20 protein-coding genes and 1 pseudogene are annotated in these 22699 nt (G+C 41.1%); 9 read left to right on the forward strand and 12 right to left on the reverse strand.

The window, feature by feature from the left end; translation table 11 throughout:
- The 9 genes and pseudogenes from DU53_RS12120 to DU53_RS03595 form a co-directional block, all read left to right on the forward strand.
- Positions 1-139 (forward strand): annotated as a pseudogene (locus DU53_RS12120) (IS3 family transposase); the annotation flags it as partial.
- Positions 140-1055: 916 nt separating this feature from the next.
- Positions 1056-1763 (forward strand): GntR family transcriptional regulator, encoded by a 708-nt coding sequence (locus DU53_RS03560; RefSeq protein ID WP_082853792.1) that lies wholly within the window; start codon positions 1056-1058, stop codon positions 1761-1763.
- 12 nt (positions 1764-1775) lie between these two features.
- On the forward strand, positions 1776-2600 hold the full coding sequence (locus DU53_RS03565) for a BtpA/SgcQ family protein (protein WP_063727549.1): 825 nt from the start codon (positions 1776-1778) through the stop codon (positions 2598-2600).
- Positions 2597-3418 (forward strand): BtpA/SgcQ family protein, encoded by an 822-nt coding sequence (locus DU53_RS03570; RefSeq protein ID WP_063727551.1) that lies wholly within the window; start codon positions 2597-2599, stop codon positions 3416-3418. Before DU53_RS03565 ends, DU53_RS03570 begins: the two co-directional genes overlap by 4 nt.
- Positions 3415-4371 (forward strand): carbohydrate kinase family protein, encoded by a 957-nt coding sequence (locus tag DU53_RS03575; RefSeq protein WP_063727553.1) that lies wholly within the window; start codon positions 3415-3417, stop codon positions 4369-4371. Before DU53_RS03570 ends, DU53_RS03575 begins: the two co-directional genes overlap by 4 nt.
- Positions 4368-5354, forward strand: coding sequence for a BMP family protein (locus DU53_RS03580; protein WP_063727554.1), 987 nt, complete (start codon positions 4368-4370; stop codon positions 5352-5354). The genes DU53_RS03575 and DU53_RS03580 overlap by 4 nt, the downstream gene beginning before the upstream one ends.
- 50 nt (positions 5355-5404) lie before the next feature.
- Positions 5405-6928 (forward strand): ABC transporter ATP-binding protein, encoded by a 1524-nt coding sequence (locus DU53_RS03585; protein WP_235599689.1) that lies wholly within the window; start codon positions 5405-5407, stop codon positions 6926-6928.
- Positions 6921-7955 (forward strand): ABC transporter permease, encoded by a 1035-nt coding sequence (locus tag DU53_RS03590; RefSeq protein ID WP_063727556.1) that lies wholly within the window; start codon positions 6921-6923, stop codon positions 7953-7955. The genes DU53_RS03585 and DU53_RS03590 overlap by 8 nt, the downstream gene beginning before the upstream one ends.
- A 2-nt stretch (positions 7956-7957) precedes the next feature.
- Complete coding sequence (locus tag DU53_RS03595; protein ID WP_063727558.1) at positions 7958-8863, forward strand: ABC transporter permease; 906 nt, start codon at positions 7958-7960, stop codon at positions 8861-8863.
- Between the two features lie 228 nt (positions 8864-9091).
- On the opposite strand, the gene DU53_RS03600 is transcribed toward DU53_RS03595, so the two are convergent.
- The 12 genes from DU53_RS03600 to DU53_RS12755 form a co-directional block, all read right to left on the reverse strand.
- Positions 9092-10351, reverse strand: coding sequence for a Gfo/Idh/MocA family protein (locus DU53_RS03600; RefSeq protein WP_063727560.1), 1260 nt, complete (start codon positions 10349-10351; stop codon positions 9092-9094).
- The gene (locus DU53_RS03605) at positions 10348-11397 is read right to left on the reverse strand and encodes a Gfo/Idh/MocA family protein (protein ID WP_063727562.1); all 1050 of its coding nucleotides are present in this window, start codon (positions 11395-11397) and stop codon (positions 10348-10350) included. Before DU53_RS03605 ends, DU53_RS03600 begins: the two co-directional genes overlap by 4 nt.
- Positions 11398-11514: 117 nt before the next feature.
- Positions 11515-13359, reverse strand: coding sequence for a hypothetical protein (locus tag DU53_RS03610; RefSeq protein ID WP_063727563.1), 1845 nt, complete (start codon positions 13357-13359; stop codon positions 11515-11517).
- A 109-nt stretch (positions 13360-13468) separates the two neighbouring features.
- Positions 13469-14728 (reverse strand): sugar ABC transporter substrate-binding protein, encoded by a 1260-nt coding sequence (locus DU53_RS03615; RefSeq protein ID WP_063727565.1) that lies wholly within the window; start codon positions 14726-14728, stop codon positions 13469-13471.
- 59 nt (positions 14729-14787) lie between these two features.
- Positions 14788-15606, reverse strand: a complete 819-nt coding sequence (locus DU53_RS03620; RefSeq protein ID WP_015868062.1) for a carbohydrate ABC transporter permease — start codon at positions 15604-15606, stop codon at positions 14788-14790.
- Between the two features lie 5 nt (positions 15607-15611).
- Positions 15612-16478 (reverse strand): carbohydrate ABC transporter permease, encoded by an 867-nt coding sequence (locus tag DU53_RS03625; RefSeq protein ID WP_082853795.1) that lies wholly within the window; start codon positions 16476-16478, stop codon positions 15612-15614.
- Between the two features lie 6 nt (positions 16479-16484).
- A complete protein-coding gene (menC, locus tag DU53_RS03630) occupies positions 16485-17660 on the reverse strand; it encodes an o-succinylbenzoate synthase (RefSeq protein WP_063727568.1) in 1176 nt (391 codons plus the stop codon).
- Positions 17650-18900: a hypothetical protein gene (locus DU53_RS03635; RefSeq protein WP_063727569.1), complete on the reverse strand. Its 1251-nt coding sequence runs from the start codon at positions 18898-18900 to the stop codon at positions 17650-17652. The genes menC and DU53_RS03635 overlap by 11 nt, the downstream gene beginning before the upstream one ends.
- A 1-nt stretch (position 18901) precedes the next feature.
- Positions 18902-19849, reverse strand: a complete 948-nt coding sequence (locus DU53_RS03640; RefSeq protein WP_153020813.1) for a dihydrodipicolinate synthase family protein — start codon at positions 19847-19849, stop codon at positions 18902-18904.
- The gene (locus DU53_RS03645; protein WP_063727573.1) at positions 19842-21164 is read right to left on the reverse strand and encodes a transcriptional regulator; all 1323 of its coding nucleotides are present in this window, start codon (positions 21162-21164) and stop codon (positions 19842-19844) included. Before DU53_RS03645 ends, DU53_RS03640 begins: the two co-directional genes overlap by 8 nt.
- 200 nt (positions 21165-21364) lie before the next feature.
- Positions 21365-21946, reverse strand: coding sequence for a class II D-tagatose-bisphosphate aldolase non-catalytic subunit (locus DU53_RS12750; protein WP_235599690.1), 582 nt, complete (start codon positions 21944-21946; stop codon positions 21365-21367).
- A complete protein-coding gene (locus DU53_RS12755; RefSeq protein ID WP_235599691.1) occupies positions 21882-22679 on the reverse strand; it encodes a class II D-tagatose-bisphosphate aldolase non-catalytic subunit in 798 nt (265 codons plus the stop codon). Before DU53_RS12755 ends, DU53_RS12750 begins: the two co-directional genes overlap by 65 nt.
- Positions 22680-22699: the final 20 nt, after the last annotated feature.

Below are 22699 nucleotides of genomic sequence, written 5' to 3' on the forward strand. Positions count from 1 at the left end.
TCCGAGTTACGAAGAGCTAATCGAAAAGACCAAAACTTTTGAAACGTTTTACAATGAAGAATATCCACACAGTGCACTAGGTTACAAGAGTCCCAAAGAGGTATTCGAAGAATCCGTGAGTCTACACAAAATTGCTTGATTTTTTGTCCAGTTTTTCGGGGTGCATTACAGGAGAAGTTCCGACAACGTGATATACTACATGTAAAATTGTGTTATGTAAGTATTTATAGATTAACTACAAGGAGTTGAAACAATTCCATCTTCTGGAATTTGATGTTCTGACATTTATTTGTAGAATACCTATAAGGAATTATATTATTATTATTGTCAAGATAAGTTGGATCATTTGGTGTAGCGTACTTGGATGGAAGTTTCTTTTGCACAAAGATTTGTCTTAATTATAAACCAGAATCAAATAATCTCAGGTGTGGTACTACACATTTTAATTACCAAAAACAATATCCGCAACAGGTTTTAGGCTGTAAAAAAAAGAACATAAATGTTTCGACTGTGATTGGCTTTCAATAATAATTACCGATAGTGATTTAAGGGAAGTTTTAACCCCCAGGAATATAAAAACGTCTTTCAAGGCAAAAAATGCCATGCGAATCCGGAATTACAGGCCAACCTTAAAAGCTGAATCCCTTGTGACTCACGATATTCCGTTATCTTCTGAATTCTGTTGGTGGCATTTTTACTATTTTATAACCGCTGCCGACACCGTTGAATCTTTTGACCTCGTACATGTTTATCACCTCTTATCCATCTCCTTGAACAACTTGTTTCTATCATCCGCTTAGAATATTTTTTACCGGGTTGTAGAGGGTCATTTTTATTTGACTACATACATATATCCCCTACTGCCTCCCGCCGTATTTTTTACGGTATATATTATGTCGGCGTGGTGTATAGATTTATAATCCAGTTCCAATCATAATAATACTTAATGCGTATATAGCTATCTTTTATAATTAACGATTGCTAAAAAAGTGGTTAATTTATAAGGAGTAAAATTGGTCTATACATCTAGACCAAATTAGGAGGTAAATTGAATTTTGAAACCTAAATATCTAGAAATAAAAGATTATTTGAGCAACAAAATAAAGAAAGGTATTCTCAAAGCTGGTGATAAGATTCCTAGCGAAAGAGAACTAATGGAGTTGTTTAATGTAAGCCGCATGACAGTGAGGCAAGCTATTGATAGGCTAGTAAACGAAGGTCTATTAGTAAAAATGGTAGGTAAAGGAACTTTCGTCACAAAAGAAAAGCTTAACACCAGACTTAATATATTAAAAAGCTTTACTGAAGAGATAATTGCTTCCGGTCACAAAACTTCAGCTAAGCTTCTCAGTAAAAGAGAAATAAAAGCGGATCCTGAATTAGCTAAAAAACTCAAAATTCCTGAATATTCCAGCGTCCTTAAAGTTGATAGACTTCGACTGGTTGATGGTCTTGAGATGTCTGTTAACACGTCTTATTTCCCAATGATACGTGCCTTCATGCTTGAAGAATTGGATTTTTCTGCAACTTCAATTTATCACCAAATAGAGAAAGAACTTGGATTAATGATTGAAAAAGCAGTAGAGACCATAAGTGCTACCGCCGCTGATCGTAGAATTTCAGGACTTTTACGAGTTAAGGTAGGGACACCTTTATTGAAGATCACCAGACTAACGATTATTTCAAATAACATTCCAATAGAATACATGGAGGGTCTATTTAGACCTGATAGATATCTTGTTTCGCAAGAACTTTATAGATAAAGGAGTGATTTTATGAATTTTTTTGAGGAGCTATTCGGTAAAAGTTATCCCGTTATAGGAGTTATCCATCTACAACCACTTCCAGGAGCTCCGAGATATCGAGGTATGTCAGTAAAGGAAATCACCAGGATCGCTGTTGAAGAAGCCAGAATAATGGTTGACAACGGGATTGATGGGCTTATAGTGGAGAATTTCAGAGATATGATGTTCAAAAAACGTGTTGGCCCTGAAACCGTAGCTATCATGACTTATGTTGCTTCAAAAGTAGTAGAGGCAGTAAATGTTCCTATAGGTATTTGTGTTCTTCAATCCGATCCCTTTGCTGGTCTTTCTATAGCTAAAGCTGTTGGAGGCCGCTTTATAAGAGTGCCTTATTATACCGAAACTTACATTGTTGATACAGGAATTATGGATAGCGTTGCTGCTGACGCACTAAGATTCAGAAAATTTATAGATGCTGCAGACGTGAAAATATTTGCCGATGTTCATATTAAACATGGTTACAGTCTTTCTAGAAGACCTATACAAGAATCAGCCGAGGACGCTTACAAAAGAGGATTAGCTGATGCCATTATCGTTACCGGCAAAAAAACCGGCGGAGTTACAGATCCAAATGATCTAAAAGCGGTTAAAAAAGCCTTACCCGAAGCACCTGTAATCGTAGGAAGTGGTGTAACACCTGAAAATTTGGCAGATTATATTCCGAGTTTTGCAGATGCGGTGATAATCGGGACCGGTCTCAAAAAAAATGGCAAAACTGAAGAAACCGTAGATCCTATAAGAGTAAGAGAGTTCATGAAGAAAATAGAAAAGTTAAGAGAGAAGGTGGCACGATGATTACTGAAGCAGAATTTTTAAAAATTTTCAAAACGACCAAACCTATTATTGGAATGCTACATTTGAGACCTTTGCCAGGTTCCCCGATCTATGACGGCAGGGGATTAAAACCGGTGATAGATCAAGCACTTGAAGAAGCAGAAAAACTCGTAAAAGGTGGTGTGAATGCCCTCCAGGTGGAGAACTTTAATGATCCATCGTATTTCCCAGATAACGCTCCACCTGAAACAGTCGCTTCACTTGCTATCGTTGGCCACGAAGTCCACAAGGCATTCCCTGACATTCCTATGGGGGTTTGTCTTTTGGCCGACCCAATAGCCTCAATAGCAGTTGCACATGCCATTGGTGCCAAATTCGTTAGGGCAACGATATATACTGAAGCTTCCGTAGACGTCTCCGGCCTAGCACTCAGAAGACCTCATGAAATTCTTAGATATCGCAAATTTCTAGATCCTTCAATAAAGATCTTTGCAGATGTTCACATTAAACACTCTGCTCCATTAGTGAACAGACCGATTGAAGAATCTGCATACGATGCAGCATATTTCCTGGCAGATGCCGTAATATTAAGCGGGAAGCACACGGGTTTTGAAACACCTTTGGAAGATGTAAAAAAAGTCAGAAAAGTGCTCCCTGATTTCCCCATCCTAATCGGCTCAGGATTGCGACCTGAGAATGCCCAGAACTTATTACGCTACGCTTCAGGTGCTTTTGTGGGGACAGCCTTCAAGGTTGATGGTAAACCAGAAAATACCGTTGACATAAATCGCGTAAAAAAATTAATGGATATTATAGAAAGGATACGAAGGAACAAATGAATAAAAATGTACTGGTGCTTGGCGATGTGAATGTAGATATAATCGGCACATTCGATGAATTGCCAAAACCGGGCGGTTGTAGTTTTTCAGACAACTTTACCATAAGTTTAGGTGGCTCCGGGCTTAATACATTCTTGGGCCTGTGCAAACTAGGAGTTTCTGCACATTTTGTTAGTAAAATTGGTCAAGACATCTTTGGTAAGTTTGTTCAAAAAGAGCTTGAAAATCTTTCAGGAACTTCACATCTACAAATTTCTAACAGATATCCAACTGGTGTAGTATTTTGCGCCTCTATAAAAGGGGAAAGAACTTTTTTCGCCTTTAGGAAAGATTCGGCAGACCTCCATATTTACCCTGAAGATCTTCCTGAATTATTCTATGAGCCTAATATAGTTTTTCTCACTGGTGTACCAATCATTGAGGGGGCAGAAAGCTACAAGACCTTCGTCGCTGAAATACACAAACTTAAAAGATCAGGAGCCATGGTTTTCTTTGATCCAAACATTAGAAAAACTGACTCTGATACCATTTCAAGACTGGAGAAGGTTCTTAAATATGTTGACGTTTTTCTGCCCTCTGCTGATGAATTGGAAACAATTTTAAACTTTCCCAAATTTGCAACTATTGAAACTCTTTTCAAACTAGGAATTAAAGCTATTTGGGTAAAAATGGGAGCACTTGGAAGCAAATTTTTATCTCCAAATAAAACTTTAACTTTTCCTTCTGCACCGGTTGATCCAGTAGATACTACAGGAGCTGGGGATGCATATAATTCAGCAATTCTTTTCTGTTATCTTCAAGGTTTTTCAGTTCTGGAAACGGGTGTAATGGCTAATTTATATGCAGGAATCAGTGTTGAAAAAATTGGGGGTTCAATTTCTTATCCTGGAATAGAGTTTCTTAAAAGGCAAGATTATTACAAATTCATTATGAAAGGGGTGGAAGAGGCATGAAAAGGACTTTTGTGGTAATTACGCTTCTCATGCTTACAGCACTGACTTTTGGTACATTGAAGGTGGCTATTGTAGCCGGAGACGCCATCGGAGACAGAGGTTTCACAGACATGGCCTATATCGGTATTAAAAACGCTGCCAAAGTTTTTGACATCAAGTACAAGATTTTCGAGTGTCATGTAGACTCATCTAAATACTATGATGCTCTGAAAGCTGCTGCTAAAAGGTACGATTTAATTTTTGTTGATCCAGGCTATTTCTTCGACAAAGAACTGAAAGAAATTAGTAGAGAATATCCTAAAAAAACCTTTGTCTACATCGATGGAGTGTCAAACCTTCCAAACGTTGTCTCTGTACCATTCAAACAAAATGAAGGTGCCTTCTTAGCTGGGTGTCTGGCAGCAATGCTCACGGATAAAACAGCTCTCCGAATGATCAACGAAGAACTGATAGTTGGTTTCGTTGGTGGCTTTGACATGCCTGTAATCCGTGATTATCAACTCGGATTTGAGCAAGGAGTCAAGTATGTTAATCCTTCGGTAAAAGTGATCGCAAGATATGCTGGAACTCATTATGACCCATCTTTAGGAAAGGAAACAGCTTATTCTGTCTTTAAAGAAGGTGCCGATGTAATCTTCCAGGCCGCAGGTCCCACAGGGCTTGGAGTCTTAGAAGCAGCTAAAGATTACAAATTTTATGCCATTGGTGTCGATACAGATCAGGGATATTTACAACCTGGTTATATTGTATCAAGCATGCTAAAAAGAGTTGATGTGGCTGTCTTCAATATTGTAAAGCTTGCAATAGAGGGAAAACTTCAAAAAGGATCTATTCATGTATATGGAGTAGCAAATGGTGGAATTGGATTAGCTTATAATCAGCAAATGCTTGATATAGTACCCGCTTCGGTTTATCTAAAGATAAAAGAAATTGAAAACAAATTAAAGAATAGAGAGATAGTAGTCGATACCTACTTAAAATAACTTTTTCATACCAAGGGCTAAATAGCCCTTGGTATTTTTTGTTTTTGGAGGTGATTTCTATTCTCAGATGTATCGATATCTCCAAGATATACCCAAACGGCATACGAGCACTGAATAAAATAAACATTGAGATCAAAAGCGGGGAAATACACGCCATAGTGGGGGAAAACGGTGCCGGTAAATCTACATTAATGAACATCCTTTACGGAATGACAAAACCTACTTCCGGCAAAATAGTATTTATGGGCAAAGAGGTAGCATTAGGACATCCATCAAAAGCGATTCAACTTGGCATCGGCATGGTTCACCAACATTTTAAGCTGGTACCAAGCCTCACAGTGATGGAAAACGTAATCCTTGGCAATGAAAATCAATATCAAAACAAGTTGAGAGTTATTGATAGAAAAAAAGTCAAAAAAACAGTAAAAGCTCTCATAGATGAAATGAAAATCCCTCTTGAACCAACAGATATTGTGGAAAATCTCCCTATAAGTAAACAACAACTTGTAGAAATACTGAAAGTGCTTTACAAAAAAGCCAAATTCGTGATTTTTGATGAACCAACTTCAGTACTTGCTCCCAGTGAAGTCGATGAATTTTTGAACTTCGTACTTAATCTAAAAAACAACGGAAAAACTGTGATTTTTATCTCTCACCGTTTAGAAGAAGTATTCAAAATAGCTGACAGAATAACTATTCTTAGAAAAGGTACTATCGTTGGAACCTTCCATAAAGACGAGATAACCATAAATGAAGTAGCCAATCTTATGATAGGTTCTCAGATTAATCTAGACGCAACTCCTCCCTCAGAGATAAAAGAAGAATGTGTATTAGAAATTAAAGGACTTTCCAGTATTAATGGATCTTTGAAAGACATCAATCTAAAACTCCATAAAGGAGAAATACTTGGTATTGCTGGAGTTGGTGGCAATGGTCAAGAAGAACTCTTCGAAATTCTTTCAACAAGAAATACACAAATAAGCGGAGAAATGCTTTTAGAAGGGGCCTCTATTGTTGATAAATCCTTAGCATGTCGGAGAGATGCAGGAATTGCTTTCATCACCGATGATAGAATTAAAAACGGTTTAGCTATAGAGAACAGTATTTTAGAAAACTGCATTGCTGGTCATCATAGATCTCCAAAATTCGGAAAAGTTCTCTTAAACATCGCTAATTGTAAAGATTTCACCTCTAAAATACTGGAAAAATACGCGGTCAAAAACACCGGTAATCTCTATGAAAAAGTTAAGTTTCTTTCTGGCGGCAACATGCAAAAATTACTGGTTGGTAGGGAATTGGAGTATTTTCCCAAACTACTAATTGCTTCACAACCCACCACCGGTGTCGATATACACGCAAAGAATCTCATCCACGGTTTTTTCAGAACTCTGGTAAAAAACGGTGGAGCAATCTTATTGATAAGTGGTGATCTAGAAGAATTAATGTCTCTCTCAAACAGGATATTGGTTTTATACAGAGGTAAAGTTGTAGCTGAATTCCGTCACCCGTATAACGATCCAATGGAAATGAGTTATTACATGACTGGAATAAAGGAGAGTGCTCCCAGTGCTTAAAAATAATTTGACTGCGATAAAAAGAATAAGTTTATGGAGTACTTTTATTATAAGCATATTGTCCACCTGGGCTGTAATTATAGCACTCAACGGTGAAAATCCATTGTACGCTTTTCAATATATACTAGAAGGCTCCCTTGGAGATTCTGATTATTTCCTTTCAACTCTAAATAAGATGGTTCCTATCATGCTTACAGCAATGGCCGCAGCTGTGCCTGCGTGGACGGGCGTCTGGAATATCGGTAGTGAGGGACAGTTACTTTTTGGTGCCTTCGGTGCAGCTTTCATAGGTTTCACTTTCAATTTAGGAACATCTTTTCTAAATATCCCTCTAGCTCTAGTTGTAGCTGCCTGCTTTGGGATGCTTTGGGTAGCATGGTCTGCATTTTTCAAGATAAAATTTAACATAGATGAAGTTGTTACTACCCTAATGGGAAATTACATAGCTTTTCAGATCATTTCTTACTTAATAAACAGACCTTTTAGAGATCCTGGTTCGCCACTTGCACAAACAAAATATATTGATCCCTCATTTTCGATACCCTATCTTTTCAAAGGATCCCAATTTTCATGTACTTTTTTCATTGCCTTGTCAATAGTTATCTTACTTTACATCATAAAAAAATACTTCAAATTCGGCTATGAGTTGAATCTAACCGGCAGTAATCCTGAATTTGCAAAACTTAGTGGAATTAATATTTCCAGAGCGAAATTTTATTCCATGCTTATTGGTGGTGCTCTCTCAGGATTGGCTGGTGGATTACTTGTTCTGGGAATGACTCATAGGGTAATGCAAAGTTTTTCTCCAGGCTATGGTTTTACCGGTTTACTGGTATGTCTTCTTGCAATGAATCATCCTATCATTATTATCTTCGTTTCCTTCTTGTTTGCACTGCTACAAACAGGAAGTGTTAATTTGGAACTTTTATCCTCCGTACCGGCCGAAATTAGCGGAGTACTTCAAGCAGTATTAGTATTATTTGTATCTGCCTTTAGAACTATGGTTTTAGGAAAAGGGAGGAATTAAATATGTCTTTTAATCTTATAACTACTATCTATACCACCTCTATAAGAATGGCCACACCGATTCTGCTCGCTTCTCTTGGTGGCACCTTGACATATCACGCGGGAATTGTAAATGTTGCTCTGGAAGGAATGATGCTTTTAAGCGCTTTCTTTTCTGTGATATTTTCATATATGTCCGGCAATGCGTTCATTGGTATACTTGGAGGAATCATTGCTGCTATAATACTTTCCGTACTTTACTCATTTTTTGTAAGTCTCGTTAAAGCTAACAACTTTGCTATTGGATTCGCTTTAAATATACTTGTCAGCTCTCTCACTATTTTCCTAATGAGGGTCATGTTCAAAGGACAGAACGTTTTCAATTCACCAAAAATTGTCTCAATACCAGAATTACCCCTCAGAACAGGCATTTATATATTCGATAATTACATATTCAACTTTAGCATTCTTACGTATGTAGCTATTTTCCTTGTTTTTTACTGTTCTTATTTGATTTATAAGACTTCCTTCGGGCTCAGGTTAAGAATATGTGGCGAAGCTCCCGAAGCTCTACAAACTGCCGGCATAAAGGTAGGAGCAATACAATTATGGTCAAGCATATTATGTGGTTTTTTTTGTGGTCTGGCAGGAGCTCAGCTTTCTCTATACAATGTTAGAATGTTTTCAAGAGATATGACAGCAGGTAGGGGATTCGTTGCGTTGGCAGCAATACTGATAGCTCGAGGAAAACCAAAAATTATATTGATAATTTCCTTACTATTTGGATTATTTGACGCTCTTTCGCTGAAACTACAATATGAGAAGATTGCTCCACAATTTGCTCTTATGCTTCCATATGTTATGAGTATAATGGTTCTATTATTTTTCTATCTAAAAGATAAAAGAACTCTACAAAGCAAAAAACTTTAAATTCAAATCATGATACATCAAATTAAAAATTGATAGCAATCAGCAACAATATTAACCAGCTTCCGCAATTAGTAATTGAGATTCAAGATGTAATAGATTATGGAAAAGATGTGTCTAGCATTACTAATGCACACACACGGTTTCCTATGTCATGCGTAATATTTGAATCTTAAGAATTTCTAGAAACAAAATACTTAGAGTTTTTCGGAACAGGTTCTTCAACTAAAATTAATTCAAGAATTTCTTCCTGAACTCTTCCATCTTAACCACGGTTCCGGACAGTCGTGATCTTTCTGCGGCGAAGGCCATGAAATGGCTCTCAAGGGAATCCATAGGTGAGGTAAATGTACCTTTGTAATCCGGTTCTGTGAGCAAACGCACAAAGGCATCCATCATCTGGAAATCCCCGCCATTATGCCCACCTTCTTCTGGAGGAAATACTCTTATTTTAAATTTTTCCTTCCCGAAAACAGCAACCTCAATTTCGTTTTTCCCGAAATGTCCTATAATCTCGCCTTTTGTGCCGAAGATATTGATCTTTCTGGTTATCTCTTCTGTAAATGCTGTAAGGGTGAAATTCGCCGTTATCTCGTCTTCAAATTCGATAGAAACCACCTGATGATCCAGAACATCGTTATCACACGAATAGACGCAACGACCGTAAGGACCCTCCTGTAAAGCCTTCAGTCTGCCTTCATAGGAAAGATCCTGGGTTATGACATTCACTGGCCAGCCTGTATTTTTTCCTAAGTAGATCTTAATCGCGGAATAAGGACATTCTCTTTCCACAGCGCAACCGTCTGTACAGCGTTCTGTCGCACCTGCGGGTTTATTTTCCTTTCTAAAATGTGAGAGATGGCCGAAAGATGCTATCGCTCTGGATTTCTTACCAACAAGCCAGTACAGTATGTCCATATCGTGACAGCTTTTGGTGAGTATTATGGGAGCTGTTTCGTCTTCCCTTCGCCAATTACCTCTTACATAGCTATGAGCCATATGGTAATAACCTATGTTTTCCTTGTGCTCTATCGACATTATCTTGCCGATTATCTCTGACTGGATCAGTTCCTTCAATTTAGAAAAGAAAGATGTGTAGCGCAGTACATGTGCCACCATAACCTTCCTGTTCAGCTTTTGAGCAAGAACAGCGATTTTTCTAGCATCCTCTAAATTGGTAGCCATAGGTTTTTCTAAGAGCAGGTCATATCCCTTTTCCATAAAAGCGATGGCTGGTTTGACATGTAAATGATCGGGAGTGGAAATTATAGCAGCATCAGCTATTTTATCCTTGCCGGCCAGTTCTTCCCAGCTTGCGAAACATAATTCTTCGGGAATACCGTGAATTTTAGCTATGCTTAAGCGTTTTTCTTTGTTAGGTTCAGCTACAGCAACGATTTTAAGTTTGTCTGGATTATGCGCTGCGTAAAATCCGTAGGCATCTTTTCCTCGGTTTCCGGCTCCAACAATAACGGCCGTTGCTCTTCTCATTCTTGCTTTCCTCCTTCACTTGCAATTCGTTCACATTCCTCAATGAGCTTCAAAACTCTTGCTGAACTTTCCGGCGAAACGGGTGGCAATTCATTGTTGAAATATGCGTTGTAAAAATCTATATAGTAGGCTTCGAAAGTAGTTGGAAGGTTTTTTGGACACTCCCACGATTCTTCGTGCCATGGTATTTTTTCACTGTTGTATAAACGACCCGGAGCTGCACCTTCTTCGAGCCTGCGCTCGACAATATCCTCTTCTTTCACCCATTTCCATTTAATCAAGGTTTCAGTTCCCCAAATTCCACCGCGGGTTGCCATAATGAGCCAGCGTTCTTGAGGGTAAGCACAACCTCTGGATATTTCAAGATCGCAAACTAAACCTGATCTTCCTTTCAGTATTATCTTCACGTGGTCTTCTGCATCCCCGAGGCTTATTGTTCTTTTTAGATCACAGAACATTATCTCCGGTTCTTCATCATGATAAAATCCGAGGAGCTGATCTAGAAAATGCGCACCGGAGTTTCTCAATTCGCCACCACCGAATTTTTTCAGGGCTTGCCAATCCCATCGTCTGGAAAACAAATGATAATTGCTTTTTATAAGAAATGGCTCCCCTATTTTTTTCTCATTGATTATCTGCAATATCTTTTTATAGTCTGGATCATAGCGCCTATTGTGAAACACCGAGTATATTAACCCATACTTTTTTGCTAAATTTATGAGTTCTTCCGCTTTTACCGAATTCTCAGCCATGGGCTTTTCACACACGACGTTTTTTCCCTGTTCAAAGGCTTTTAAAGTTTGTTCTCCATGCAGATGTGTTGGACTTGCGATGATTACCAGTTCTACTTCTTTATCTTTCAAAAACTGGCTATAATCATCGTAAGTTCTGCAATGAAATTTCTTAAAAGCCTCTTCTCTTCTTTCTTTCAAAGGATCAAAGATAGCCACGATTTCGTACATATCCTTGAGTTTGGAAAGAGTGCTTCCGTGTATATTCCAGCCTGCTCGGCCTAGTCCGGAAATGCCCACTTTGATTCTTTCCATCGGTAACCCACCTCAATCACCATAATAAAACCAATTTAGATGCTATCAGAACCAGAGGCCCGGGAACAAAAACCAGGCCCCCGAATAAAACTATTTGGTGCTGTCAGGAACATGACCTTATTCCCCAACTATCGTTACCTTTACCTTATCTCCGACATGGAGATGTTCCAATAGCCATCCAGCTGCCGTACCGTGTCCAGAAAGAACATAGCCCATTGGCGGTATTTTTGCATTTCCAACATGATCCTGAATTTCGAGTACGTACCAGTTATCGTTGATTAAAACCTCAACGCCATAAGGGTTGGTATTTGTGCTCGCGCCGTAATCGAATGTATAGAGTATCAACTCATTTGGTCCGCGCCCACCAGGCCATGAAACTGGTGTTGGATTTACTTTATCAATTATGCATACGGCTCCATCAGGAGCGGTTACTATGCTCTTAATACCGCTTTCTATCAGTGTTTTAATAACAACTTCCACTTCAATTTCTTCCGATTCGGGAACGTAAATGTAAACCCCTGTTGGAGTATAATCTTCTTTAGCAAATTTGAGCGTATGTGGTCCTTCAAGCAAGAGGAGCGAAACAATTCCAGAAGCAACATTTACTTTCGTATTGGGAATGTCTATGGTCATTTCCACATTTTCCAGAAGGGTTCCTTTTGTATCTTTCAAGGTTATCTTAACATTTTTCACTCTGTCCCAAACAATAAGCCTTCGGAACCACGGAAGTGCTTTCCTTATGACCTCTTCAGCTTTAGGACCGCCAGACATAACATAGGGAGCAAGTGTCATCGCGTTGTACCATACCCGCAGGGTCGGTCTGCCGCTTCCATCATACCAGCCACCCTGTCGCTGGAATTCTTCACCATTGCTCGGGAAAACTTCTTTCCCCTGAACTTCGTTCCAATCCAGAGGAAGCTGAGTGGTTTCAACAAAGTCCCAGCACCATTCCATTCGCTTGTGTTGGTAATTTGAAAATCCCTCAGGGGTAAACAGCTCTTCTGGTGGCTTATTCTTCCAATAACGGGCTATCCATTCTTCGTCATCTGGTAAGCATATTCCGCTATCTATGAGCAATTTGTAGGTGTACGCTGCCCAGCCAACCTCATTCGGTGAGAGATCCGCGATGTTAAAAGCACCACTAAAATGTGCTTCGCCACCATCTCTAAAATCGATCATCAATCGAGCTCCGGCTGCCGCGGCCCGGTAATAGGTTTCATCTTTGAAATGAATATAGCCGACCACCAACGCTCTTAGAACGCTCTGCTGACATATTCCTAACCACCAGGGATCATGTTTTTCTGAACCCGGGTACATTTCATCCCGGATGTAGTAAGGCCACATACCGGTCCACATCTCATTGGCTCTCTCAATGGCTTCAGCTTTGTCAAGTTGAAGCTCTACAAGTCTATCTAGAATTTTTCTCGCCATTTCTTCGGCTTTATCCGCCTTTTCGAACATCGATTTACTTCGGCAGTAGTCTGCATATTTCATAAGAACCGTGGCATTAATAGCCTTGTTCTCAATTTTTCCTTCCGTTGTCCAGCCTTCGGAGTTTGAATCATACGACTTTTCGAGATTTGAGCAGTATTCACTCACCGCTTCGATCATTTTAGGATCGCTGCAGTAGTCATCATAGGAAAGAATAATATCCGCTACACTCCTGTGCAGTGGCGTAAGGAAGCTGAGTTCTTCGGAAGCCTTTAACAAGAAGTCAAATAATAATTCCATTTCCTGTTTTATCGATTCATCCCTTGTTACCTGATAGCTAACCATAAAAGCTTTTAAAGCTTGAAAGGTATCCCCGTATTTCCCAACGGTTGAAACGGTTCCGTTTTCATGAATGGTAGTCTGAATGTTGACGGGAAATCTCAGGTATTTGCTGGACTCTATACCGAAATCCCCTGAGAAGAGTACAAGAGATGCGAGCAAAACCATCAAAACAAGCATGTGCATTCTCATGAAGAATCATCTCCTTTGAGCCTTTCGGCTCTTTTAAAGCCGTTGCACACTAGAAATAAGGCGGGGTGTGCCCCCATAACATGAAAGCACACCCCGCCACGTGCCGAGATCAGAAACCTTCGAGTATAAAGTTAACTTCTTTTTCAGCGTCGTTAAGCGCTTCTATGACTGTCTTTTGCCCAACTATAACAGCCTGCTGGGCTTCTTTTATAACATCCATAACCCTTCTTTCATCCTTTACGATAAGACCTCCGCGGGTAAAGACCTTCTGAGTTTCAAGAACTCCAAGGAAAGGGTTGTCAGCATATAGAGGTGGCGCGCCTTTTAACGGGGACATGTATCCTATCGTCTTATTGTAGAAAGTGTTATTTTCAGGGGATATGAGGAATTCAACCCATTTTGCTGCTGCTTTGGGATTTCTCGAACCCCTGAATATAGCCCAGGCACCCATTGTACCGTAAGTTATCTTCTTGTTTTCCTTCAGGATTGGTCCGAATTTCGCATAATCAGCCAAATTAGGATCTTCTGCCAGAAGCTGTGAAACACCCCAGGCATCGGCTCCAAACCACATGGCTATTTCATCGTTGAGGAAGTAATTCGTTGAGAGACCAGCCTGTATGAGATCTTTTGGAGCATAACCCTCGTCAAACAATAACTTGACAAAGGTCAAAGCTTTAATGCCCGCCCAGCTATTGAAAGCAGCCTTTTTAAGATCAGGAGTGAGGACGTCTCCACCTGCCTGCCAGATGAGTGGATAAAGGGTCATGTTAAGCGTATCTTCCATTGATGCCGGATAGCCAATTGTCCAGATCTTTTCTCCTGTTTTCTTCGAGTATTCTTTGACCATTTTGCAGAGTTTGAGAAGGTCGTCCCAGGTTTCAGGAAGCTTGTTGACATCCCAGCCAACTTTCTTGAGAACCCTGAGGTTGTACAAATATCCGACCGTAGAGACAAGAGCCGGTGCTAAATAAACGTGTCCGTTATAGGTTACCGCATCGATAAGGGATTCCGGATACCTTGCCAGAGCTTCCCTGGATAAGTACTTTTCCAGAGGAATGAGAGCTCCACGTGCTGCAAACATCTGAAGGAAGAACTCATTCAGGTATGCCACATCTGGTGGCCTTTTTGCCGCCACAGCCGTAAGAAGCTTCTCTGCTCTTCCTCCCCAGGGAAGAATCTCGACTTTGATTTCAATATCTGGATTCTGTGCTTCAAACTTTTCAATGAGCGGTTTCCAGAGAACTTCCATCTCGTTCGCTAAAAGAGGGAAGTTCCACTGAGTTACCGTAACTTTTGCACCTAATGCCAGCGTTGAGAATATTCCAACCAGCAAAAGGCTTATTAACAGAACGCCAAATTTCTTACTCATAACATACCACCTCCAAAATAGAGTTGAACCTTCTTTCATGTTTTCATTACCCCACCCATTTACTTAAGATCTATGGCTATCCCCTTGGTGATATATTTTTGGAATAGAACGAATATAACGATCGTTGGTATCAACGCCAATGTTGTAGCTGCCATAGACCAGCTCACGTTCTGACCGAAAATCCCCCTTAAAACCGACATACCGACAGGCAGCGTGTACATATCCGATGTAGTAGTCATGATCAACGGGAAAAGGAACTGATTCCACCACGAGATAAAGAGGAAAATAGCTAGAGTGGCTAAAGCTGGTTTTATCAGGGGAAGAACAACCCTGAAATAGATCTGCATCTCGGATGCGCCGTCAATTTTGGCTGCTTCGATTATTTCGTTCGGGATATTCTGATCGATAAACTGTCGTATCAAAAAAATTCCGAATCCGCTGGAAGCTCCTGAAAGGATGAAAGGCCAGTAGGTATTAACCAATCCGAGATAGCTCATTTCAATGAACATGGGTATGATCCATGCCTGAATTGGAAACATCATGAAAGCCATAAAAGCCCAAAAGAGAAATTCCTTTCCGGGAAACTCCTTTTTGGCAAAGACATAACCACCCATGGAAGCCAGGAAAGTAGCACACACGGTAACACTAACGGTGATGATAACACTGTTGAGAAACCATCGAGATAATTTGGAATTTCTTAACACCTGTATGTAATTTTTAAGGGTTAGATCCGTCCCAAACCAATCACCGGGCGACGAAACGGGCTTTGCCTGAAAGGAAACAGATACCATAGCCACAAAGGGACCTGCCATAACTATGGTGAGGATACAAAGGATAACATAGGTTATGATTTTCTCAAATGTCGATATCTTAAACATTCAGATCACCTTCTCCTAAAAAGGGTCTTCTGGAAAATACTTAATCCAAGAATAATAACGAAGAGTATGATAGCCACAGCCGAAGCGTATCCCATCCTCATGTACTTGAATCCGTAGTTGTAGATGTAATAAACCAGCGTCAAGGTCGCTTTCGATGGTCCACCCTGTGTAATGATGTATGTCAGATCGAATAACTGCAGAGCCCCAATGAGATTGATTATCACCACGAACATGGTTATAGGTCTCAGTAAGGGAACGGTGATTTTCCAGAAAACTTTCCAGCGCTTCGCACCGTCAATCTGGGCACTCTCGTAGTAAGATTTTGGTATTCCCTGAAGCCCGGCAAGAAATATCAGCATATTGTAACCAACTATCTGCCATATAGCCACGATGGCAAGTGACGGCAGCGCCCATCTGGTGGATGTCAACCATGGAATCGACTCAATGCCAAAAACTGCCAGGAATCCATTTATAAGCCCCTGGTCTGTGCTGTACAACGATCGCCAGATCATGGCAACAAAAACTGGTGACGTTATGTACGGGAAGAAAAACAGAGTACGGAACACCTTCATTCCCGGTATATCTTTATTCAAAAGAACAGCAAGTAAAAGTCCAAGAAAAACGGCTGCCGGAACGACGTAGGCTGTATAGAGTAACGTGTTTTTGAACGCTATCCAGAAATTCGGATCTCTCCACATCCTGGCAAAATTCGCAAATCCCACGAACTTTGGATCTTCCACCATAGACCAGCGGAATAGACTCAAACCAAAGGTCCCAAACAACGGAACGAGCCTTACCAGTATGTACAGAATGATATTCGGAAGGAGAAGCAAATATGCTGCCATGTATTTTCTCGATCCAGCTTTCGTCATCTGTATTCAACCCCTTTGACTCTCCCAGATTTTTTTGCCCAGAGCTTCCAGATGACTTAAGGTCATATCAAAACTCGCTCCGGGTTCATCCGGTACATAGATCTTTCCATCCGTCATGGTATTCTCAACCAGATCATTTCCCTTGCCGTACCATTTCTCGCTGGCCGCCACATCAGCAGGAAAAACAAATCCTCTGAAAGAAGCCAGGCTAATCAAAAACCTCGCACCCAGCCCGCTTTCTGGCATAGTACCGCCCCAGAGTTTTATTCCGTTGTTTGTGGCAATCTTGTAGATCTTAATGGCTTCCAGCAACCCTCCAACCCGCTGGATTTTTATGTTCCAGATATTGGATATTCCCAATTTCGCCACAAATTCAGCTACTCGCGAGGAAATCAAAGACTCGTCAAGGCAGATCGGCGTCTCTATCCTTTCACCAAGCTCTTTCAGATCTAACAGAGCTTCATAATGTAACGGCTGCTCGTGAAAAAGGCATTTGGCTGCATCCATAGCTTTAAACGTTTCCCACTGATCGAGCTCAAAAGAAGAATTTGCGTCAGTCCACAGAGGAAAATGATCTCCAACTGCCCTTCTGGTTTCTTGAAGAGGCTCCACGTCCCATCCGGGTTTTATCTTTATCTTTATCCTCCTGTAGCCTTCCTGAAGAGATTCCTCCACCTGGTGTATCAGGGTTTCGATCCTGCCATCTTCCGGTATTCCAAGAGCGGCACCCGATTCTATGTAATTATTGGAAGCAAGATATTCTTGTTTTACTCCAATATCCTCCATTTTCTTTTCTATCAGTGTTTTCAGAGATATTCCGTTTTTCTTTGCGATGAGATCCCAATAAGCGTTCTCCACTCCACACCTCGCAAAGTGGTTGCCGCGGATCCTGTTTTGAATGAGATGGTTGAACTCTTCAATCGACGAAGGTTCTTTTCCGAAAACTATTGGAAGAAGGTGATTCTTCAGGATAATTTTGGTTGTTTCCAGAGTTTCTCCCAGATAGAAGGGTTCTTCAAAAGGAGCTGATTCTCCATAACCAAAAAGGTCACCCTCACGAATCTCTATGATAAGGGATCTTCTCGTATAGCAGGTGCCCGTGCTTATCTGGAAGGGTACTTTCATAGGGATCGCTATCTCATATAAACTAACGCCGTCTATTCTTGCTGATTCAGTTATCATCACTACAGCTCCTTTCAATACTGCGATCAAATATGGCCAGGAATCTTAAAAAACCATCTATCCTGAAGAGGTAACCTTTTTCTTCAAGCCATTTCATTGCGACCAGAAGCCCCTCTTCAGGGTGGAATAAGAGTCTATGTAAAGCTCTCTCAGATCTATTTCCTTTTTTCATCCGGTATTCTTCAAGCGGCAACTGGAAGAAGGTGTGGCACTGTCCATTAGTAGCGCCTCTAAGAGCGTACTCGATCATCATTTTTCCTGAACAAATATTTCCTGTGGCAGAAATGGTAAGCCCTTTGTGCCTGGCTTTTAAGATCTCGTTCTTGAGGGAATCCAGAATGTATAGATTAGTATCGGAGAGGTCGTAGCCTCCGTAAGTCATTCCTTTTTCTTTGTCCAGCAGTCGGTTGAAACAGGTCAAGTAATCTATTTCATCGTGGGAATTCAGCAGCTCCTTCAGAATCTTTTTCTGAAATTCAAAACCACGGATGGTGTTGAAAATTTTAATGCCCAAAATTGTCTCTTTCCCAACTACTTTACGAACCAAATGGGGGACTTCCCTGAACCATCTCAAGACGTTCTTTTCATCTTCTGCACCGGGGTTTAAATTAACGGTGGAGCTAAAATCTATCTCAAGGATACAAGGAAGATTACCTTTCACGCTCAAATAAGCATTTACAATCTGTTGCCCCGTGTACTGATACTCTTCTACCCTGAATTCCTCACCAACCTCCGGGAGATGGAACTGACTGGAAGCGGCTACAGGAATTCCCTTTGCATTTCCCAGAGCATAAGCCTCTTTGTAAAATTCCAGATACTCCTCAAAAGACTTATCCCAGCCTCTTCCTTTCCACGTAACACTCCAACCCTCTCTTCCCGATCTGCTTCTGATCCTCTCTACCTTCATTCGAGGTCTGCTGACCTTCCATTCCTCCATAGCCGAACTACCCGCTTCATCCTGAGCGATCACGGTCTTGAGAACCACAAAACCAATCCCGCCCGTTATATCATCTTTTACCTGTTTGATGTTCATAGAAAGCTGGCCGGAAGCTTTACCGAAGGGATTTTTGATCTTTACTCCTGCAAAGGTAGCCGAAAGATCGATTCGGTATTTTTGAAGGATGTACTCTTCAAGCTCGGAAGGCATTCCCTCATTCCCAAAACGCTCATAATCTTCCGCTACCATCTTTGCGAAATTCGAATCAACCTCTAAGGTATCCGGCAAAAGGTATACAGCCATCTCAAAGCGCTCCCAACTGTTCTAAAGTTTTGCGAATTCTTTCTTTATCTGTGTCACTAATACCCGGACCGTACGGATCAAACACGCAATCTTCAGGAATTATGTTCATCATTGCCAACGCTTCTTCAACCCTCTCGATATATCCTTCCATCGGTTCGACAAACAACGCTTCAGCTAAAAGATCGACTTTTTCCATGAGAGAAACGAAGGCGGGATCTTTTTTTAGGTAACTTTCTATCAAATCCTTTTGTAAACTCGGCAGTACAGATCCGAGTCCGATTAACGCTGAACGGGAACCCCTGGTCAACGAATAACCAAACATTCTGTCTTCCCCTGTAATTAAGGCCTTGCCCGGAAATTTTTCCAACACAAACCTGGATATGTCCTGCATCTTTATCACAGAGTAGAGCGTTGCCAGCTTGATCCCGACTACATGATCCATAGAGAGAAGTTTTTCAAGAGTCTCATAAGAATAAGAAATGCCGCCCGCTTCCTCGTAAAGGTAGAAGAGTATGACAGGCAACCCTATCTGTGCTAGTTCCCTGTGATAACGAACGATCAGGTCATCATCCTCGCTGAGTTTCTTTAAAGGAACGGGAGGGAAGGCGAGGAGGCAATCTGCCCCACCAGATTTTGCCTCCTCCGCCATCATGAGGCACTCTTCTATGTAAGCCTTTATGTCATCGCGGCCCAATTTTTTGTTCGAGCCAACGCCGGCGATGATCGTCTTTTCAGGTAAGGCTTCTCTCCACAATTTGAGTATGAAACGTCTTTCTATCTGCGAGAGAAACAATCCTCTTCCTGTGTGCACCCAAACCGCAACACCGTCTATCGGTGTTTCTTTGAGATACATCGCGAAATTTCTATTCGCCTGTTCATCAATCTCTCTGGTTTTCTTGTTGAACAGAGTTGGAACCGCCGGAAAAAGCTTTCCATCAAGTTCACGCATCACTTCTCTTCCCCTCTGTTACAACTGATCCATTAACGAGTTCATATACCTTTGTGGGACGCCCGGCTCCAATGTTGGAACGTGTCCCTACTACACGAACTATATCCGCTTTGATGAGTTTTGCGAGTATCCTTCTGGCTGTTTTCGGGCTTATTCGCAGTATGGAAGCCAGATCAGTTGCCGAAAAATGATCGTTCAACATCTCAAGGGCTTTCAACGTTCTTGAAAGGTTGCTGATAGTGAGCCCCGTTTTTTCTGAAAGTACTGTCAGGTTATTGTCCTGAGTCTCAAGCTCGAACGATCCAATCCCATTTTCATCGAGCGGTCCTATTACCGTAGTCCCATCGAAGATGTAACAGCCCTTGCCTCCCTTTTTCATTGTGAGCTCAACCGCATTCATGGCGTACTCTTCAGCCATGGATGCGTTGATCCCGACACCGTAGCCAACGCACACATCGATGCCTGTGGAAACAAGAACCTGCGTTCTCAAAGGGTCATGCTTGAAGTTATCCGTATCCAACATAAGCTGGCCGTAGGTTTCAATAAGAATAAAGGAAGACTCCATTCGCGGGAATACCAGCAGATTCTTTCTGCTCGCATATTCCAGAAGCACATTGTAGATCTTCATCAGGTCTTTCCGCTTCTTCGCTGAATTATTCGAAAGCTCGTTTGGAACGATAACGCCAACGACCGTTCTGAGAAGTTCCATTTTATTGCTTTTCATCTCGAGTATCATTCTCTGAAGGGTACCTCTTATAGTGTGCACAGACGGCGTAATGGTAAAGACGGGAATACCTTTGTCTTTCAGCACTTTGTAAGCAGACTTCAAGCAGGTAATGCAAACATTGACTTTATTTTCCCTGTACATCGTTTCGTGGAAAGCACAAAAATCCTGATTGGCGTTGGTATTAGGAGAAAATTCCCTTGTATAAACGACCTTTACGGGAACTTGAGCTTCGTCGATAATTTCTACAACCTCTGATTCAGCAAGGGTATCGACGGATATGCTGAATTCTTTTTCTAAATACTGCGGAAATACCCTGAGAACATCCAGCAAAGACATAACAAGCCCAGTGGAACGATAAGGCACATAATCCCACACAACAAGCTGATTTATCTCTGACGCACAGAGATAATAAGGGATTGGACCTGTAAAAAGTATGCCGTCAAAAAGATGCTGATTGGCTTCTACAATCGCCGGGGCTTCGGTCTCGATCTTATATTCAAGAGGAACGGCTTCTAAATTGCGGAATTCCTTGCTGACTGATACCACTTTTTTTACAAGATCTTTCGGCCCTATAACTCCTATCTTCATGAGAAAGCCTCCTCATATTTTTGGACATGTCCTTAATTGGCGCATAATTATCTCCGCCTTATGATAGCATATGAGAACAATATATCCAAGGAACAAAGAGAATAGGTACATCGTGTTATTCACACTTAATTAGATTTATTTGGGTATAAGCGGGGATAAATAAGAATACGGCCTCCTCAAAATAAGAAGTGATTCAAAGATTAACAGGAGTATTCGTGGTGAGTTGCGAAGTAGTAGTCATCAAGAACAAGGGAAATTCGATCTTTTATAAGGCTTATTGGATCCTTTCTTAGCAAACCGTTTCTGATTTTTTGGTACTGCATCGGCATGAACTGGCTTATAAGCGTTAACGGGATTTCTTTTGTTTCAAGGTTGGTTATCAGCTTATTCACCGCTGTTCTAACCTCAGGAAGATTCCAGTAATACCTCAAGCGATCGAGAAAGCTGTATTTACGGGCTAATCTATTTTCTCTCTCTTCTCCCTGGTAATATTTTTCCCAATGTTTTGGATTGTCAAGCATCGCTCTCTCGACAACTTCAACAAAGTTTGAACAAAGCCCGGGTGTATCATAAAATAACTCTTTTTCAATGCTGCTCAACGCAAAAAAAGCCTCTCTGAGCGCAAATGTTAGAGCTGGCCCAACCTTGAGTATGGCTACACCGTCTTCTACCATCTCTTCTAATGCTTTTGCTGTTTGATAATCTGTCGAGTGACCTTCAAAAACTATATTTGGATGCTTTTTTATTCGCCTCAGTAAGTTCTCTCGCTCGATTTCTATCATATTCGAATATATGTTCATTCCCGAATTCTACTCCCGGTTGCACAACAACCGCAATCACCCTTCCCCAGGCTTCATGCAACCCATAGTCGAAAAATGCCTTTTTGGTCAACTCAACGGTACGCTCAAAATCCTGAACACTGGTTACGTGAATCGATTTACCTTCGTTTTGCGTTCCACCCGGTGGCGGAACATCCGTGCCTATAACATAGACAGGCTGGAGAGTATCAGGCGATTCTTTAAAAACCTTCTCAGCTTCAAGACAGAGAAGGGCTGTTCTTTCCGCTACAAATTCTGGGTTCAGCGGCTCATTTTCGTTCCCCGGATCGTCTGCAAGACGCATGCTGGCATCCAGATGAAGCTTGGTAAACCCAGCTTTAGCATATTCTCGAATCATTTCAATGGCGTTATGCATAGCCTGATCTGATGGCTGATCCTTCCAGGGATTTGGGCCAAGATGATCTCCACCAAAGATGATTTTATCTTTGGGAAGACCAATATCCTCGGCAATAGAAAAAACCATTTCTCTGAAATCAGCAGGAGTCATACCGGTATAGCCACCGAACTGGTTTACCTGATTGCAGGTGGCCTCTATAAGAACCGTTGTCCCTTTCATCATCGCATATTCCAGAGTGGTTTCAATAACAAATCTATTGGCACTACATACAGAGAAAACCCCTTTGGGTATTCCCTGTTTTTGCAATGAAACAATGTCCTGAAGAGGATGTTTTTTCATTATCCTGGTCCCTCGGTTAT

Source organism: Kosmotoga sp. DU53 (assembly GCF_001639905.1).
Lineage (GTDB): Bacteria > Thermotogota > Thermotogae > Petrotogales > Kosmotogaceae > Kosmotoga > Kosmotoga olearia.